Consider the following 17,410-nt stretch of genomic DNA (forward strand, 5'->3'; position numbering starts at 1 on the left):
AAGAGAATGCAACTCGCTCCCAAGACACTCTACGCTGCTTTTTGGCTTGCCATGCGCTATTGCTGCTGTTGTTGTTGCGGTTGTCCTTGCTGCTCACCTCCTTGGGGTGGGGGGGCCAAAGCGGCAATTTCCTCAGGGGTTAGGGGTACATAGGCCATGAGCTTAAATGTGGTAATCACTTCGCCGGGCTTATCAGCAACGAGTTCCATCGTCAGGTTGTTAATCACGAGGAAGTTCTGCTGCTGGTCAATTTTTTGCATGATCTGCAAAATGCTGGGAAATGACCCTTGAATCGTAACGTTGGTTACCTGTTGTTTTAGTTTGGCATTTAATTCGGGGCCAAGGGAGCCATCTTGGACAATTCCTGAAGCTGCACTATCGGGTTCAAATGTGGTCAGTTGGGCGCCGCTGGTCAAGATCAGGCGGTTAATGTCAAGGAGGAGGGTGTCTAGGGCTTCCTGTGTCGCAAAGAGCGATCGCACGTCACGATTTTGCCGCTTGGCGCGCTCTAGCCCCGCTACCACATCATTGAGTTGCTTCAGGATCACTTCCCGCTGGGAGAGGTCATTTTCCTGCTGGGCAATTTCCTCCTGTAACTTAGCCGCTTCCTCCAGTTTGGGGGCAATGAGAAGACTCCCCAAGTAAACCGCTGCTCCCAAACCTACCAAGGCAATAAGGACACCACTGACGACGGGTGTCAGGGTAATGCCAAAGACCGTCGGATAATTGGGTGCGGGTTCCTCAATCGGCGGGCCGCCAAAATCGCCAGTTAGGGTCATTCCTGTACCACTCCTTTTTCTTTGAGAAATTGAATGCGCGCCACCAGTCCTTCAACGCCATTGGCCGCGAGTTCTTCAAGGAGTTCCGATGCTGGCACGCTGGCGATCGCCGTCTTGATATTGAAGGAAACCCTTGCGGTTGTCTCTTCCTCACCCTGTTGATTTGCCCGTTCCGCCTTCACCAACTGAGTGGCCTTGCCATCAAAGAAGGGAGAGCGATTTTGCAAGAGCAAAAGAAAGTCACTGACTGCATCAAAGGAGACGGCTGTGCCTTCAATCGTTAGCTCTTGGCCTGTTTGTCCGCCTTGGGTAATCCGTCGAATTTGTACTTCCCCTGGCGTTTGAGTTGCCATATTGCGTATCACCGCCGACCAAGGTTTGACCTGATTAAACACCGTGGCTAGGGCTTTGGTTTCTGCGGCAATCTGTTCCTGCTCTTTTTTAATTTCATCCATGCGTTGCAGGTCTGGAGAAATGGCTGCGAGGCGATCCTGAATGCTTTTTTGTTTACTCGTCAGTTGTTGCAGCCAGAGGTTGGCACCCACCGAGCCGAGGAGAGCTAGCCCCACAAAGAAGAGGGCAGCGACACCACCGATAATAATCGGCACATTACTCATTCCTGCCGCTGCGGTTGTGGTAGCAGCCATGCCCCCCACTTCGGGACGTTCTTTAAGGAGGTTAATCTCAATTGAGTACATCGGGGATGCTCCTAAGCGCCACGCAGACCAAGACCAATCACCGTGCCGAGGGCAGGGCGTTTTTCGAGGGGAATCTCTTCCGGGGTTTGCAGTCCCAGCAAACTAATGGGGTCAACCAAAGTGGTGGCATAGTTGAGCCGCTGACTAAAAAACTCATCCACTTGACCAATACTGGCACCGGGACCGGCAAGCAGCAACTGCGAGACCTCTAGACTTTCCCCTTGGTTGAGGTAAAAGTCAATGGAGCGGCGGATTTCGTCTGCCAGATCGGAGAGCACTCGCAAAATAGCGGCACCACTGGGGTTGAGTGCTCCGGTCACATCCATCGGCTCTAGGGGAACGGTCAGATTCTCAATCAGGTCAACGCCCATCGAAGGCGGCAAGTTCATGGCGCGGCTAATGGCTTCTTGCATCCGTTCTTTGCCAATGGGCACTTTGCGGTTGAACTGGGGAATGCCATCTTTGACGATGCTAATTTCTGTGCCCTCGTCGCCTATATCAATAATCGCTGCTGCTTCGCCCACAAACTGCTGTAGTGAATCCCGCAGGGTACGCATGAGGGCAAAATTGGTCACTTCAAGGGCGGTGAGTTGTAAACCGGCTTGGGTAAAGGCATTGATATAGGCATCGGTCACTTCGCGGGGCGTGCCCACGAGCAAAATTTCTACCCGCTCAATGCCATCTTCATCAAGGGAGGTTCCCAGCTTTTGATAGTCAACATCGGCCTCTTCACGGGGAAAGGGCAGGTACAGTGGGGCTTCCTGCATGAGAACCACTTCCCGCAATTCGTAGTCGGGTAATTCCGCAGGCAGGCGAATCAGGCGAATCACGGCTTCATTCATGGGAATGGCACTGATCACCTCTTTTTGTTTGATGCGCTTATCCTCAATCCCTTGACGGATGGCATCGGCGACGGCGGTGGTGTCAATGATGCGGCCTTCTTCAATGGCGCCTTCACTCAAGGGCACTGAGGCCATAGCGGTCATTTTCAGACCCTGCTTTTGCCGCTGAAGCTGTACGATATTGACCCGCTCTGGGGTGAGTTCAATCCCCAAGCCCTGCTTTGGTTTTGCAAATAGATTTCCCAGCACAATATCACCCACCAGTGAACGGTCAAGTTTGCATTAGCGAGATGGTGTGAAGAGTGAATTTCAGAACGAGGCCACACCCTAATCTGACAGGGTTATGGAAACACCTGTGTTGCTAAGGCGATCATAACCAATGTGCATCGGCTCTTTCCAATGCATTGGTATGGTTTGCAAAGTGGCTTTATGCAAAACTTGAGCGATCGCTCTTGGGGAAAGTCACCAGCGATCGCCAAATAATGATAAATGATGATATTAGTTTTTCTTGATTAAAATCAATTAAGGCCGAACGATCACTCGTGTGCCCACCTCAATTTTTTCAAAGAGGGCGCGAATATCATCGTTGCGCATCCGCACACAGCCATGGGAAACGGCTTGGCCAATCAAAGATTCATTCGTTGTGCCGTGGAAGCCAGCATAGTTGTTATTTCCCATGGGGGCAAAGACAATCAGGCGATCGCCCAAAGGGTTGCGACCCCCCGGCGGAACCAAAACCCCCGTAAAGGGATTACGCCATTGGGGATTGACGACTTTGTGCAGCACTCTGAAATTACCTTGGGGCGTTTCCCAGCCCGGCTTGCCCACGGCCACGGGATAGCTGGCTAATACTTGATCACCTTCATAGAGAAAGACGCGGCGCTCCCGCAAGCGCAAGACAATTTTGCGTTCCAAAGCGGGTAGAAACGGAGTTGCCTCACCAACGGGGGGAAGTGCCAAGGGCGCTAAGGTGGTCGGCAAGTACGGCTCTGACTCAGAAGCACGGCTCACCTTCAATTCTTCAGCACCCACAGCAGCCATAGGCAGGATAGCGATCGCCCCCAGTGCTAAACCCAAGGTTTTTCCTCTGACCCAGCCCAACATGAGAACAACTCCGATCTCTCTCAGGATGTTTAGAACAGAATTTGTGTTGGCGGTGCCGGCGCTGGTGCTGCGGGGGGAATGGCAGCCGGACGCGGAGCCGGTGCTGAGCCACCCACTTGAGGCACTCGAATGGGGGTTACCGCGACATACTCAGGGGCAGGCACGATGGCGGCACAGATGATTTTGGCGGTGGGCACACTGGCCTTTGGATCCAAAATCACTGCCACATCCAGACCTTCAACAATTTCCTTGCGGAAGGGGCGCTGACGGTGCTTGCGATCAAACACCACCACAATCTCTTCACCCCAAGGTTGCCGCAGGGTGACATTATCCCCATCAATGTTGGTGACAACGCCCCGCACAGCCTTCACCTGCTTGGCTTCGGCGGGAGAAAGTAAAACAGTGGTACAGGTTGCCATTGCGGCCAAGGCAACAAGAGCGGTACGACGCAGATTCAACACAGTTCAACTCCTGATGTTTTTTTTGTCTTTGGACGATTTAAAGATTGAATACTGAAAACTGAATACTGAGGAGTGAATAATTACCCGCATTCTACGTACGCCAACCTTGGGGCGTCAAGGCTAGAGCATAAATCTTGATGTTTTCTTATGTTTTCTTCAGCAAATTCAGCTTACAGAAGCTGTATGCAGGCGCGAGCGATCGCCCAATCCTCTTGGGTCTGAACCACGAGAACCCGTACGGGAGCAGTCAGCAGCGCAATGTCGCGATCGCCTTTACCCTCTTCGTTAGCTGCGCTATCTAACTCAATTCCCAACCAACCTAGCCCTCGGCAGACATCGCGGCGCACACCGGCGGCATTTTCACCAATTCCTGCTGTGAATACCAACGCATCGAGACCACCAAGAGCCGGCAGAAGGCTCGCAGTGCCCCGTTGCAGGGAGTAGATAAAACAGTCATAGGCCAACTGCGCTTGGGTATTTCCCTGATCAATCGCTGCCAAGATCTGGCGTAAATCGTTACTCACCCCAGAGATCCCCAACAGTCCCGATTGCTGATTTACCAAGCGATCGAGTTCTTCAACTGTCTTGCCCCGCCGCAGCAGATAGAGCAAAATCCCCGGATCAATGTCGCCACAGCGCGTCCCCATCATCACTCCCGCCGTGGGGGTAAAGCCCATTGTGGTCTCAACGGAAACGCCGCCCTTGACCGCCGTCAGGGAACAGCCATTGCCGAGGTGACAGGTAATTAGGCGCAACGCTGCTAAGGGACGCTGCAATAGGGTGGCCGCCCGTTCACTGACGTATTGATGGCTAATGCCATGGAAGCCATAGCGTTGAATTCCCGCGGTGGTCAATTCATAGGGAATAGGGTAGGTGCGCGCCACTGCCGGCAATTGCCCATGGAAAGCGGTGTCAAACACAGCAACTTGGGGTGTTTGGGGACAAATGTCGGCCATTAATTCCATTCCCAGCAAGTTGGCTGGATTATGGAGCGGCGCATATTCACTAAATTCGGTAATTGTTGCTTTCACCTGCGCATCCACGCGCACCGCTGCTTGGTAATGGCTACCCCCATGAACCACGCGATGACCAATGATCGTAATCTCTGCAAGGCTTTCTAGGAGCGTTGTCGAGCCATTGGTGAGGGTGTCTAGGAGCGTTTTGAGCCAGTCCTGTAGGCCTGCAATTCCCCCCTCTGGATGGGTTAGGCTGGCTTCGTAGCGCTGGTCGGCAGTTGTGATCTTGAGCCGCGCCACCGTTGGGTCTTGTCCCCAATCGAGCAGGCCTTGCCAAAGGGGAGCGGGGGGTGTGGCAGCCATTGCCGCCATTTCAGGTGCTAACCGATACAAACAGGCTTTGAGGCTACTAGAGCCAGCATTTAACACCAGCACCGTGATCATGGCAGGCCTGCAAAAGCATCGCCTCTATCCTAGCCAAGCGCCCGTGGCAACCGATGCAGCGCAGAACACCTTGAGGCGAAAAAGAGAGCCCTAGAATTGGGACAAGCATTGGGGAAGTCAGCGTGTTTTGGCAAAAGCTTAAATGGCGGCGACACGGTGTGTATCTGCTGTTGTTTCTATTGGGGCTGTTGATTGCGGCTGTGGTGCTCACTCAATTGCGATCGCACCCAATTCTCCGCCCTGCCCTAGACCCGCTGCCTCAACATCCGCAAATCGCGGTACACATGAATCACTCCCAAGCCCACAGTTATCAAGAACCCTATCGCCCCTATACCCGTGAAGGGGAAGACCTTGAGGCAATCATGATTGAGCAGATTGCCAAGGCACAAAAGACGATTGATGTGGCGGTGCAGGAGTTTCGCCTACCCAATCTGGCCAAGGCCCTAGTAGCACGGCAGCAGGCGGGAGTGCGGGTACGAGTGGTGATGGAAAATACCTACACTGCGCCTTGGGCAACCTACAGCCCTGCGCAAGTGAGCGCCATGGATCCGAGAATGCGGGAGCGCTACAACGCCTGGAAAGCCCTCGTGGATACCAATGGCGATGGCCAACTCAGTGCAGCGGAACTCAGCGATCGCGATGTGCAGACGATTCTCAACGAGGCCAAGATTCCTTGGATTGATGACACTGCCGATGGCTCTAAAGGCAGTATGCTCATGCACCACAAGTTTATCGTTATTGATAATCGCCAAGTCATTGCCACTACTGCCAACTTTACCCTCAGTGATGTCCATGGCGACTTGGGACGACCCGATACCCGTGGCAATGCCAACTCCCTCTTGGTGATTGATAGCCCCGCCGTGGCACGCCTATTTACTGAGGAATTCAACATTATGTGGGGGGATGGTCCCGGTGGTCAGCCCAACAGTCGCTTTGGGGTCAAAAAGCCAGTGCGTCCCCCTCAACGGGTGGCTGTGGGCGATGCCATGGTCACGGTGCGCTTTTCGCCAACCCCGCGATCGCAACCCTGGGCGGCCTCTACCAACGGCCTCATTGGTCAAACTCTGAATCGCAGTCGCCAAAAAATTGATATGGCGCTCTTTGTTTTCTCCGATCAGGAGTTGTCCTACGTGCTTGAGGAACGCCACAACCAAGGGGTGAAGATTCGCGCCCTCATTGACTCAGGATTTATCTACCGTGACTTTAGCGAAGCCCTCGATATGATGGGGGTAGCGATGGCCAATACTGCCCAAGCCCGTCAAGGCAACTGTTACTACGAAGCCGGCAACCGCCCATGGCAAAAGCCCATTCAAACGGTGGGCACCCCCCTCCTACCAGAGGGCGATAAGCTGCACCACAAGTATGGCGTGGTTGACGATCGCACGGTGATTGTGGGTTCCCACAACTGGTCCGAGGCGGCCAACCGCGGCAATGATGAATTCTTGCTGGTCATCGAGCATCCTACGGTTGCAGCTCACTACGAACGGGAGTTTGAGCGCCTCTATAGCAATAGTCGTTTGGGTCTGCCGCAGCATATTCGCGATCGCATTCAGCAGCAGTTGACCGCCTGTGGTGGTAAGATTGCCACCCGACCTGCCCCCTCTTCAGGAAATCGTGCCAGCACGCCGACTACACGGGTGAACTTGAACACGGCCACCGCAGAGGAACTGCAAACCCTACCGGGCGTCGGCCCCAAACTGGCGGCTGAAATTATCCGTGCTCGCGAGCAAAAGCCCTTTCAATCCTTGGCCGATCTAGATGCTGTCCCCGGTGTCGGGCCGAAGCTCCTCGAACGCTTGCGCGATCGCGTGACGTGGTAACGCCCTAGTCAGTCACACTTAATAAACCTAATAAGTTACAAGGGTGGTAATCGGCACATCGGGCAACTTTTGTCGTCCCCCCAAGTCCGTCAGCTCGACGATAAAGGCAAAGCCATGGAGTTCAGCTTGCGCTTTTTGGATCAGACCCGCCGCTGCTGCCGCTGTGCCTCCAGTGGCAATCAAGTCATCAACAATGAGTACCCGCCGACCTGGCTCTACAGCATCTTGGTGCATCTCGAGGCGATCGCGCCCATACTCTAGTTCATACTCCACCGCATAGACGGGAGCACAAAGTTTACCCGGTTTGCGTAAAGGAATGAAGCCTGCTCCCAGTCGATAGGCCAAGGGGGCACCAAAAATAAAGCCCCGCGACTCGATACCAGCCACATAGTCAATGCCCTCGTTGGCGTGTTTTTCCACCAATTGGTCAATGACGTAGCGCAGCCCCGCCTGATTTTGCAGCAGTGTTGTTAAATCCCGAAACAAAATGCCCGGCTTAGGGAAGTCTGGGACATCACGAATCAGGGATTTGAGATCCATAGGTAGTGTGTTTCCAATCAGTTCAGAAGCATCCTATCTTAGATCTTGTCTAACGCCAAAAGTAGTGGGCAATAAAGATAAGCGCCAATCCCCAGAGGGCAGGATGCACTTCCCTCCCTTTGCCTGCCGCCCATTTCACGATTGGATAGCTAATAAATCCCACTGCTAGCCCCTCACTGATGGAGTAGCTCAAGGGCATCACCAACACCACTAAAAAAGCAGGAATTGCTTCCGTGAGATCAGACCAGGGAATGTCTGGGAGCGATCGCGCCATAAAGACACCGACAAGCACTAGCGCTGGTGCCGTGGCAAAACTGGGAATCGCGGTTGTGATCGGCAAAAAAAACAGTGAGAGCAAAAACAATCCGCCAACCATTAAAGCCGTCAGTCCTGTCCGGCCGCCCACGGCAATTCCGGCTGCCGATTCAATATAGGTGGTCACGGTGGAAGTGCCAAAGAGGGCGCCAACAATTGTCCCCACCGCATCTGCCATAAAGGCTCCCAAAGCGCGGGGGAAATGTCCCTGCTGATTGAGAAACCCCGCCTGTACCCCCACCGCAGAGAGCGTGCCTACGGTGTCAAACATATCGGTAAAAAGCAGTACCAAGGTGACCAAGAAAAAAGACCCCAACTGCCGCGGTTGCAATTGTCCAAAACCCGCCAAGGCTTGACCAAAGAGATGGGACGGCCATTGCGGCCATTGGATCAAACCTGTCGGCCAAGGGGCAGCCCCCACTAGCCATGCAGCTAAGGCGGTGATCATCACCCCCCAAAAAATCGCCCCCCGCACCCCCTTAGCACAAAGAAAGGCTGTCAAAAGAATCCCAAGGGCAGCGAGGATGGGTGGCCATGTCTGAAAGGTGGTGAGTTTTGTTTTCGTGGCGGCATCAGCGATGATAATTCCCGCATTGCTAAGGCCAATGTAGGCGATAAATAGCCCCACCCCGGCAGCGATCGCCACCTTCAAGGACATGGGAATCATATTTACAATCAGCGATCGCACCCCCGTCAAGGTGAGCAGCACAAAAACAATGCCCTCTAGGAGGACAGCACTCAACGCCAATGGCCAAGGCAGCCCCATTTGCCCCACCACCGCAAAAGCAAAAAAGGCATTGATGCCCATGCCGGGGGCCAACGCAATCGGGTAATTTGCCCAAGTCCCCATCAGCATGCTACCCACTGCCGCAGACACGGCGGTTGCAATCACCAACTCCGCCTGCAAATCTTGTGGTTGCTCGCGAAAAATGGCATTGGAAAGAATTTGTGCATTGACGGGCAAGATGTAGGCCATCGTTAGAAATGTTGTCAGTGCCGCCAGTGCCTCGGTAGGGAGTGAGGTGTGTGCTTGCTGCAAATTACACCAATCCCTAAAGCGTGAGTACCCATGTCTCCTCAAGAGGTTGCTCCTTTGTGCGAGAGTTATTCAAGTTTATTTACGCTTTTATTTACGCTGAAGCCCAGTATGAGTGAATTTGATAAGGCTTGGACTTGTCCCTAACAGAGAGATTCGCCACTGCATATACTGGAGTACTCTTGAAATGGAGCCTTTTGGGAAAAGGTATAATAGGGAGCAGGACATGGATGTGAGCGAGATTACATCACCTCTCTCAAGTTTGCGGTTAAATTATATCAACTGTGTATAAAAGCCAAAAATTGAGGGCGTATTCAACTCAGCATCAGCAGCAACGAAGTTCTCGTAGTCAAGATATATTGATAGAGCAAAGGTTGGGGCAATAGAGGACAGGCCAATGATGAAAAAACTGGTGCGCTCACTGAAACGTCGCTATCCCCGTCCGGGGTATCGGCGGCGGCAGCGGGGGTTTACTCTGCCTTTGGTCTTGGGCATGGGACTGATCATGATCGTGGTTGCCCTAACCCTGCTCTCGCGATCGCAACTGGATGTGAGCACTGCTAGCTTGCAAAAACAAACCCAGCAGGCCTTTGCGGTGGCTGAGGGCGGTATGGCTCGTACCCTTGGCTTACTCAATGGCAACTACCAGATTCTGCTGCGCCGCACCTATAACCCCGCTAACAATACGAACTTTAATCCTGCCCGCCCCTACCTGATCAGTCGCGCAGCGGATGCAACAAAAGTGGGTCAGCCCAATACCACGGGTTTGAATGTTCCTGCTGTAAATGAATGGACAGCGGCGAGCCTTGATTCTGATGCGCCCCCCTGCTTTACCCTCGATAACCTAAATACGATTGTCCTCAACGGCACAATTGGCACCCCTGTGCAGGGCAATTACCGTATTCTCTCCTATCTCTACGATGCGCCAACGCAAACAGGACACCTGTTGATCGAAGGTCGCTTGCCCAATAACTCGCCGGCGAATGCCTTCATCTTGCAAAAGATGGTGATTACGGATCGCAGCGTGCCCTCCAACTTCCCTGGCCTGCTGGCACAAAGCATTAACCTCGGCAACAATGATGTCTTTGGCACCGTCAACGGCAACGTGATCTGCACCAATCCTGCCAACTGTGTGGTTCCCCAAGCCCAGTGCCAAAATGGCCAGCCGACCCAACAGGGACTGCGCAGTGCCATCGGAGCGCTCAATAACGCGATTATTGAGGGGACGATCGCCATCAACAAGATTAACCTACCGCCTTTTCCTGAAGCACCCGATGCGGTGGGTGGTTCCGTGCTAGGGAGTGTTCCCCTGACTACGCTACCCAGTTGGTTGCCATCCAGTCAAATTACCGACTTTCAGCAAGCCCTGCAAGCGGCAGGCGGCTACAGTCAAGGTGCCTACGCCAACTTTCCGATTCCAGGACAAGGCCGAAATCCTCCCCAAGACTCACAGGACATTACAGGTAGAACAACTGACCAAAACTTTCCCCGTTCGGGCGATCGCCCCTACGTTGACCCTGACCCCAACATTCCCTTCTTTATCCCTGATCCCCTACGCCCCGGGGAGCGAATTGTCAACCCAGAGAAAGTCTATTACGCCTATCGCATTCGCGACATTAACCTCAGTGGTAACGAGAGGGTGACATTTAATACGACGAACTATGCCATTCGCCTCTACGTCAGTGGCAACATCTCCCTCAGTGGTAATGCAGGGATTGACAACACCTGTAGCCCCAATAGTTCCACCTGCGGTACCGACGCTAATATGGGACTTCCCAGTGGTGTCGGCACGCCCGATCGCCTACGCATCTATGGCAATCCCCCAGACCCAACCAATGCGATACCTGACCAAGAATTCACCCTTAGCGGTGGCTCCACAGTAGGAAGTGTCTTTGTTTATGCGCCTGATGCGAAGGTAGGCATCAATGGCGGCAGTCGCGAGCCAGATATCTTCGGTGCAGTTTGGGCAAAAACGTGGAATGGTTCTAGCTCCAACAATGCTGAAATCAGGGTGCCCGATCGCCTACCGGAAGCCTTGGGAGGCAACTATGCCAATGCTTCAATTGTTGTGGCACGCACCACCGAAGCGAGCAACTGGAACCGCCTAGCCCAGTACTAAATTCGGAGGTAATGTTGATGACTCGTAGTAAGTTCTATTTCCACTGGCTGGTGCAGCAACGTTCCCAAGGCTTTACCCTTGCGGAGGTCTTGGCTTCCATTCTGGTGATTAGCCTCTTTACCCTAGCGGCGATGCAGGCCATTGTTGTCGCTGCCTTTTTCCAAGCGGATGCCCGTAAATTTGCCGAGGCCAGTCACTGGATTCAAGATGATCTAGAAAATATCAAAATTGTTGCCTACGATCTCTGCCAAACCAAGTTTGCCCAACGCAAGCTGGCAGCACCCGCCCAAGGCAATGACACCACCTTAACACTGGCACTCATTCAATCGGGTGAAAGTGACTACGATCAAGCCATGCCCCCAGAGTATCGCACCGGGGGTGCCTGTCCAGTAACTTCACCCACGGATGGGTTTCGAGTGGGCGATCGCGTTCTCATTGGTTCGGACTCGGGCACACGCCGTATTGTCTCTATGTCAGCCAACACGATTACCTTGGACTCGCCAGTAGGGGGCTATCGGGGGGCGGGTACTCGTGTCTATGCCCGCTGTCGGATTCAAGCCGATGAAACCAATGGCATTGATGGTGGCTTTGGTGCCTACCTGCAAACCTTGATTCCGCCGATGAACAGCAGCAATAATAGTCGCCCCATTGTCAATGACACGTTTACGATGACGCGCACACCCACCACCCGTGCTGAGGCACCTTTCCAAACCCTAGAACTGGCCTATTCTGTGCGCAATAGTAACAACCGCGTCGTTGCTCAACTATCAACCGAGGTGGTGCCCAATGCGTTTTTCCGCTGTCCGTGAGCAGGGCATGACCCTGATTGAAATCCTGATTGTCCTGACGGTGGCAGCGATTTTAGCGGTGGCTGTCACGCCGAGCTTTCTCTATTGGCTAGAAACGCAGCGGGTCAACCAAGCTCTTGAAAGCTTAGAGGGGGCACTACGGGAAGCGCAGCGGGAGGCAATGCGACGCAACCAAGCCTGTCGAGTGACGATTAACACAGGCACCAATCCCACTATCGCGGGAGATCCACCCCAATGTCTGCCCAATGGCTCCCGCCAACTGGAAAATGTAACCCTCCGTCGAGGAACAGGGACGGCCTCCGTGCGATTTGGCTTTCAGGGGCGCACCAGTAGTACAGGCACTATTGTCATTGCTTCTACCAATAATCCCACCCTTCAGCGCTGTTTGGTGGTGTCCTTGGGATTGGGGATTATGCGCACGGGCAGTTACCTTGCAACGGATACCACGGGTATGACTGCCAACAACTGTCAAGCACGCAACTAGAGGGGCACAGATATGCAGGGTTGGCGCAGAAGCGATCGCGGCTTTACATTGACGGAGTTACTGGTGGCGGCTGCCGTTGGCAGTATTGTTGTGGCCATGAGTGGTTGGGCAATGGTGGCTATCCTGCAAAACAATCGTCGTGTTGAAGAGCAGGCAATTACCCGCATGAACCTCAGCCGCGCCCTCGACTTTATCTCCGATGATATTCGCTCAGCCATTCGCATCTCAACCACGGCACCCCCAGATTGGGTCATTCCCAGTGGTGGCTACCAGTTGGTGATGTTTATAGAAAAACCAGCGGATAACCTAGAGGAACAGAACGACGGCACCCTCGCCAGTACGACCCGTGTGGCCTATTACACCCGTCCCAAGACGAGCAATGTGGTGTGGCGAGGCCCGATGATTCTCTATCGCCAAAAAATTGGTGACTCTACCCCCAATGCGTTGATTGATGGCATTGCCAACACGAGTCCCAACTGCACCAATAACTTGCCGGGCGCTGTTGACAGTGGCACCAACAAAGGAGGGTTTCGCGTCTTCGTTCAGCACAATCGCAATGTCAAGCTCTGCATTGCTGGTTTGGTGGAGTCAACGGGTACGGTTTACCAAGCAGAAACCCTTGCCGCCGTGCGATCCGGATCTGCGACCCCCACTCCCTAGCGGCAGCAGCATTCCTTGAGAGGTACTTTTGGGAACACTGATAGCTTCTCCTCTTCACTCGGATAGAATAGGCTCAAAACGGTGAAAGTTCCTAGGGAACGGGATGACCTCCCCTTTACTTTACGTACCCCCTGTTTGACAAAAGGGTCATCGTTTTTCTATTGCTGCTGTTATAGGGATGCAACCATGATTTGGCTTTTTTATAGTCTGATGACTATTCTTGGCATTGGTCTGCATTTGTGGCGACAGCCTCACCAGCGTACACGGGCAGGGATCATCCATGTCAGCTTGCTGTACCTACTGGTTATTTTTGTGGGAATTGGGGGGGTGATGAGTGCGTTGGTGCATACGTTTGATGCTGCAGCGACGGCTCGCAAAATTGGCTGGTTACCGGGGAGTCCTTTCCAATTTGAGGTCGCAATGGCGAATCTGGCCTTTGGGATTCTTGGCCTGCTCTGCATTTGGCAACGAGGATTGTTCTGGTCAGCAACAGGGATTGGTTTCTCGGTCTATGTGTTGGGATGTGCCTATGGCCACTACCAACAGATGTTGCTGGGAAATTTTGCCCCCTACAATGCTGGCTGGGGGATTTGGCTTTACGATGTTGGCGTACCGTCGTTGATCTTGACATTGCTGTGGGGTCGCAGTCGCTGGAATGTGTCCCACCCTCATAGGAATGTGAGTAAATCCTAACACCAATCGCCCTCAGAGCTGGTGACCTAGTGATTTTCAACTTAACAGAACAGGCGCGATCTCAAGGGGGAGTGTAGGATAGGGAAGGCGTGATTGAAATCCTTTGGCTGCGTTGTCCCTATGCCTCGTCGTACCGATATTTCAAAAATTCTCATTATTGGTTCGGGTCCGATTGTCATTGGTCAAGCCTGTGAATTTGACTATTCGGGAACCCAAGCCTGTAAGGCGTTGCGCGAGGAAGGGTACGAGGTGATCCTGATTAACTCCAACCCCGCCACCATCATGACGGATCCCGAGACCGCCGATCGCACGTACATTGAACCCCTCACCCCGGAAATGGTGGAAAAAGTCATTGCCGCTGAGCGCCCCGATGCCCTACTGCCGACCATGGGCGGACAAACGGCGCTGAACTTGGCGGTGGCTCTGTCAAAATCGGGGGTGCTGGATCGCTATGGCGTGGAGTTGATTGGTGCCAAATTACCCGCCATTGAAATGGCCGAGGATCGCAAGCTCTTTAAGGAGGCAATGCAGCGCATTGGGGTGGGGGTGTGTCCGTCGGGCTTGGCCAATACCCTCGAAGAGGCGCGGGCGATCGCCCAAGAGATTGGGGTTTATCCCCTGATTATTCGACCGGCCTTTACCTTGGGGGGCAGCGGTGGTGGCATTGCCTATAACCAAGAGGAATTTGAAGAGCTTGCTGCTGCTGGTCTGGAGGCTAGCCCGGTCTCGCAGATTCTCATTGAGCAGTCCCTGATTGGCTGGAAAGAATATGAGCTAGAAGTCATGCGGGATATGGCCGATAACGTGGTCATTATCTGCTCCATTGAGAACGTGGATCCCATGGGTATCCATACCGGGGACTCCATCACTGTCGCACCAGCGCAAACCCTGACGGATAAAGAGTATCAGCGGCTGCGGGATGCTGCCATCAAAATCATTCGGGAAATTGGCGTAGAAACGGGCGGATCAAACATTCAGTTTGCCGTTAACCCCGAAACAGGGGAAGTGATCGTGATTGAAATGAATCCCCGTGTCTCGCGCTCCTCAGCACTCGCTTCTAAGGCAACTGGCTTTCCCATTGCCAAAATGGCGGCGAAATTGGCTGTGGGCTACACGCTGCCGGAAATCCCCAACGACATTACCAAGAAAACCCCCGCTAGTTTTGAACCCACGATTGACTACGTGGTCACCAAAATTCCCCGCTTTGCCTTTGAGAAGTTTCCCGGCTCGCAGCCGGTGCTGACCACCCAAATGAAGTCCGTTGGTGAAGCCATGGCCATTGGCCGCACATTCCAAGAGTCCCTGCAAAAAGCCCTGCGATCGCTGGAAACCGGACGCGCCGGCTGGGGGTGCGATCGCCCCGAAAAACTCCCCAGCCTTGAACAACTGCGGGGGAAACTGCGCACACCCAATCCCGATCGCATCTTTGCCATTCGCCACGCCTTCCTCTTGGGGATGACCGTTGAAGAGGTTTATGAACTAACCGCCATTGATCCGTGGTTCCTGCGGCAGATGCAGGGACTGCTAGAAACGGAAAAATTCCTCAAGCGCAGCAAACTAGAGCAACTCACCGCTGATGATCTCTGGCGGGTCAAGCAGCAGGGCTTTAGTGATGCCCAAATTGCCTACGCCACCAAAACCACCGATGATCAGGTGCGGGCCTATCGCCAATCCCTCGGTGTTGTTCCCGTCTATAAAACCGTGGACACCTGTGCCGCCGAGTTTGAGGCCTACACCCCCTACTACTACTCCGCCTATGAGCGGCCGGTGGAGCAAATTAACCCCGATACCGGCGATGTTGAATTACTGCCCCCGCAATCGGAAGTGCTGCCCCCCCGCAAGCCGCGGGTAATGATTCTTGGCTCAGGGCCAAACCGCATTGGTCAAGGGATTGAATTTGATTACTGCTGCTGCCATGCTTCCTACGCGCTGCGGGCGGATGACTATGAAACAATCATGGTCAACTCCAATCCTGAAACGGTTTCCACGGATTACGACACCAGCGATCGCCTCTACTTTGAACCCCTGACGAAGGAAGATGTCCTCAACATTATTGAGGTGGAGCGCCCCGTCGGCATTATTATTCAGTTTGGCGGTCAAACGCCGCTGAAACTCGCCTTACCCCTCCAGCAGTACCTCGAAACCCATGGCGATCGCCTCGGAACGCAAATCTGGGGCACCTCGCCCGACTGCATTGATATTGCCGAAGACCGCGAACGCTTCGAGAAAATCTTGCGGGAGCTGAATATCCCCCAACCCCCCAATGGCACCGCTCGCAGTTACGCCGAAGCCCTGAGTATTGCCCAGCGCATTAGCTACCCCGTAGTGGTGCGCCCCAGTTATGTGCTCGGCGGTCGCGCCATGGAAATCGTCTATTCCGATGCCGAACTGGAACGCTATATGAACGAAGCCGTGCAGGTGGAGCCAGAGCGACCAATTCTCATTGATAAGTATCTGGAAAACGCCATTGAAGTGGATGTGGATGCCATTGCTGATGCCAGCGGTACCGTGGTGATTGGCGGGATTATGGAACACATCGAGCAAGCGGGAATTCACTCTGGGGATTCTGCCTGTAGCTTGCCCACCCAATCCCTTTCTCCTACCGTGTTGGCGACCATTCGCAGGTGGAGTATTGCCCTCGCCAAGGCCCTCAAAGTGGTGGGGCTGATGAACCTACAACTGGCAGTACAAGGGGAGCAGGTCTATATTTTGGAGGCCAACCCGCGGGCATCCCGTACGGTGCCCTTTGTCTCCAAGGCGATCGGCATTCCCCTTGCTAAAATGGCTGCCCGCCTGATGTCAGGCAAAACGCTTGCAGAACTCAATTTCCTCGATGAGAAGATTCCCAACCATGTCGCTGTTAAGGAAGCGGTTCTGCCCTTTGAAAAATTTGCCGGTACCGATACGGTGCTAGGACCTGAGATGCGCTCCACCGGTGAGGCGATGGGGATTGACATGACCTTTGGTGCTGCCTATGCCAAGTCTCAACTGGCGGTCAATCAAAGGTTACCTTTGAAAGGAACCGTTTTTGTATCGATGAGCGATCGCGACAAGGCAGCGATTGTGCCCGTGGTGCAGGAGTTGCAGTCCCTCGGCTTTCGGATTATTGCCACCGAAGGAACCCGCAATGCTCTGCTTGAGGCGGGTCTGAGTAATATTGAACTCATCCTCAAGCTCCATGAAGGGCGTCCCCATGTCCTCGATGCGATTAAAAATGAGCAGATTCACCTGATTCTGAATACGCCCTCGGGTCAGGAAGCCCGTACCGATGCCCAATTGATTCGTCGCACCGCCCTTGCCTACAAGATTCCAATTGTGACGACGATCGCCGGTGCAAAGGCAACGGCTGCCGCCATTAAAACCCTGCAAACCTCAACCCTCGGGGTACGGGCACTTCAGGACTACCATCGGGCGGAATGCTAAACATTGGTTTTGGCAACTATGTCTCGCCGCAGCGACTGCTGGCGATCGTCAGCCCCGACTCTGCTCCCATCAAGCGCCTAATTCTCGAAGCACGGCAGCATCATCACCTCATTGATGCCACCCACGGACGGCGGACTCGTGCCGTACTGGTCTTGGATGGGGAGATTGTCGTTCTCTCGGCGCTGCATCCTGAAACGTTGGTGGCGCGACTCAACCCACCCCCCTAG

At 53.8% G+C, this 17,410-nt stretch carries 16 protein-coding genes; 8 read left to right on the forward strand and 8 right to left on the reverse strand.

Going from position 1 to position 17,410, the window contains the following annotated elements:
• Nucleotides 1-56: 56 nt before the first annotated feature.
• The 6 genes from RHI63_RS10920 to RHI63_RS10945 form a co-directional block, all read right to left on the reverse strand.
• A complete protein-coding gene (locus RHI63_RS10920; protein ID WP_310743048.1) occupies nucleotides 57-779 on the reverse strand; it encodes a pilus assembly protein PilO in 723 nt (240 codons plus the stop codon).
• Complete coding sequence (locus RHI63_RS10925; RefSeq protein ID WP_206200176.1) at nucleotides 776-1,477, reverse strand: PilN domain-containing protein; 702 nt, start codon at nucleotides 1,475-1,477, stop codon at nucleotides 776-778. The genes RHI63_RS10920 and RHI63_RS10925 overlap by 4 nt, the downstream gene beginning before the upstream one ends.
• An 11-nt stretch (nucleotides 1,478-1,488) precedes the next feature.
• On the reverse strand, nucleotides 1,489-2,568 hold the full coding sequence (gene pilM / locus RHI63_RS10930; protein ID WP_225901572.1) for a type IV pilus biogenesis protein PilM: 1,080 nt from the start codon (nucleotides 2,566-2,568) through the stop codon (nucleotides 1,489-1,491).
• A 273-nt stretch (nucleotides 2,569-2,841) separates the two neighbouring features.
• On the reverse strand, nucleotides 2,842-3,423 hold the full coding sequence (locus RHI63_RS10935; protein ID WP_310821589.1) for a L,D-transpeptidase: 582 nt from the start codon (nucleotides 3,421-3,423) through the stop codon (nucleotides 2,842-2,844).
• A gap of 29 nt (nucleotides 3,424-3,452) precedes the next feature.
• The gene (locus RHI63_RS10940; protein WP_206200179.1) at nucleotides 3,453-3,884 is read right to left on the reverse strand and encodes a hypothetical protein; all 432 of its coding nucleotides are present in this window, start codon (nucleotides 3,882-3,884) and stop codon (nucleotides 3,453-3,455) included.
• A 170-nt stretch (nucleotides 3,885-4,054) separates the two neighbouring features.
• Nucleotides 4,055-5,284, reverse strand: a complete 1,230-nt coding sequence (locus tag RHI63_RS10945; RefSeq protein WP_310821590.1) for an acetate kinase — start codon at nucleotides 5,282-5,284, stop codon at nucleotides 4,055-4,057.
• A gap of 122 nt (nucleotides 5,285-5,406) precedes the next feature.
• Here RHI63_RS10945 and RHI63_RS10950 point away from each other — a divergent pair, with 122 nt between their 5' ends.
• Complete coding sequence (locus RHI63_RS10950) at nucleotides 5,407-7,104, forward strand: phospholipase D-like domain-containing protein (protein ID WP_310821591.1); 1,698 nt, start codon at nucleotides 5,407-5,409, stop codon at nucleotides 7,102-7,104.
• Nucleotides 7,105-7,131: 27 nt separating this feature from the next.
• Here RHI63_RS10950 and RHI63_RS10955 read toward each other — a convergent pair whose 3' ends face one another.
• Both RHI63_RS10955 and RHI63_RS10960 read right to left on the reverse strand, forming a co-directional pair.
• Entirely contained in the window at nucleotides 7,132-7,644 is a 513-nt protein-coding gene (locus RHI63_RS10955; protein ID WP_206200182.1) for an adenine phosphoribosyltransferase, read from the reverse strand.
• Nucleotides 7,645-7,693: 49 nt separating this feature from the next.
• A complete protein-coding gene (locus RHI63_RS10960; RefSeq protein WP_206200183.1) occupies nucleotides 7,694-8,998 on the reverse strand; it encodes an NCS2 family permease in 1,305 nt (434 codons plus the stop codon).
• 394 nt (nucleotides 8,999-9,392) lie between these two features.
• On the opposite strand from RHI63_RS10960, the gene RHI63_RS10965 reads away from it, so the two are divergent.
• The 7 genes from RHI63_RS10965 to RHI63_RS10995 all read left to right on the forward strand — a co-directional run bounded on the left by RHI63_RS10965 (nucleotide 9,393) and on the right by RHI63_RS10995 (nucleotide 17,410).
• On the forward strand, nucleotides 9,393-11,114 hold the full coding sequence (locus RHI63_RS10965; RefSeq protein ID WP_310743052.1) for a hypothetical protein: 1,722 nt from the start codon (nucleotides 9,393-9,395) through the stop codon (nucleotides 11,112-11,114).
• A gap of 17 nt (nucleotides 11,115-11,131) precedes the next feature.
• On the forward strand, nucleotides 11,132-11,923 hold the full coding sequence (locus RHI63_RS10970; RefSeq protein WP_310743053.1) for a prepilin-type N-terminal cleavage/methylation domain-containing protein: 792 nt from the start codon (nucleotides 11,132-11,134) through the stop codon (nucleotides 11,921-11,923).
• Entirely contained in the window at nucleotides 11,901-12,407 is a 507-nt protein-coding gene (locus RHI63_RS10975) for a GspH/FimT family pseudopilin (RefSeq protein ID WP_302678306.1), read from the forward strand. Before RHI63_RS10970 ends, RHI63_RS10975 begins: the two co-directional genes overlap by 23 nt.
• A gap of 12 nt (nucleotides 12,408-12,419) precedes the next feature.
• On the forward strand, nucleotides 12,420-13,067 hold the full coding sequence (locus RHI63_RS10980; protein ID WP_206200187.1) for a type II secretion system protein J: 648 nt from the start codon (nucleotides 12,420-12,422) through the stop codon (nucleotides 13,065-13,067).
• Between the two features lie 186 nt (nucleotides 13,068-13,253).
• Entirely contained in the window at nucleotides 13,254-13,760 is a 507-nt protein-coding gene (locus RHI63_RS10985; RefSeq protein WP_149819398.1) for a DUF6790 family protein, read from the forward strand.
• A gap of 120 nt (nucleotides 13,761-13,880) precedes the next feature.
• Nucleotides 13,881-17,183 (forward strand): carbamoyl-phosphate synthase large subunit, encoded by a 3,303-nt coding sequence (gene carB, locus RHI63_RS10990; RefSeq protein WP_310821592.1) that lies wholly within the window; start codon nucleotides 13,881-13,883, stop codon nucleotides 17,181-17,183.
• Entirely contained in the window at nucleotides 17,177-17,410 is a 234-nt protein-coding gene (locus RHI63_RS10995) for a DUF370 domain-containing protein (protein WP_149819402.1), read from the forward strand. The genes carB and RHI63_RS10995 overlap by 7 nt, the downstream gene beginning before the upstream one ends.

The organism is Thermosynechococcus sp. GLH187, from assembly GCF_031583395.1.
Lineage (GTDB): Bacteria > Cyanobacteriota > Cyanobacteriia > Thermosynechococcales > Thermosynechococcaceae > Thermosynechococcus.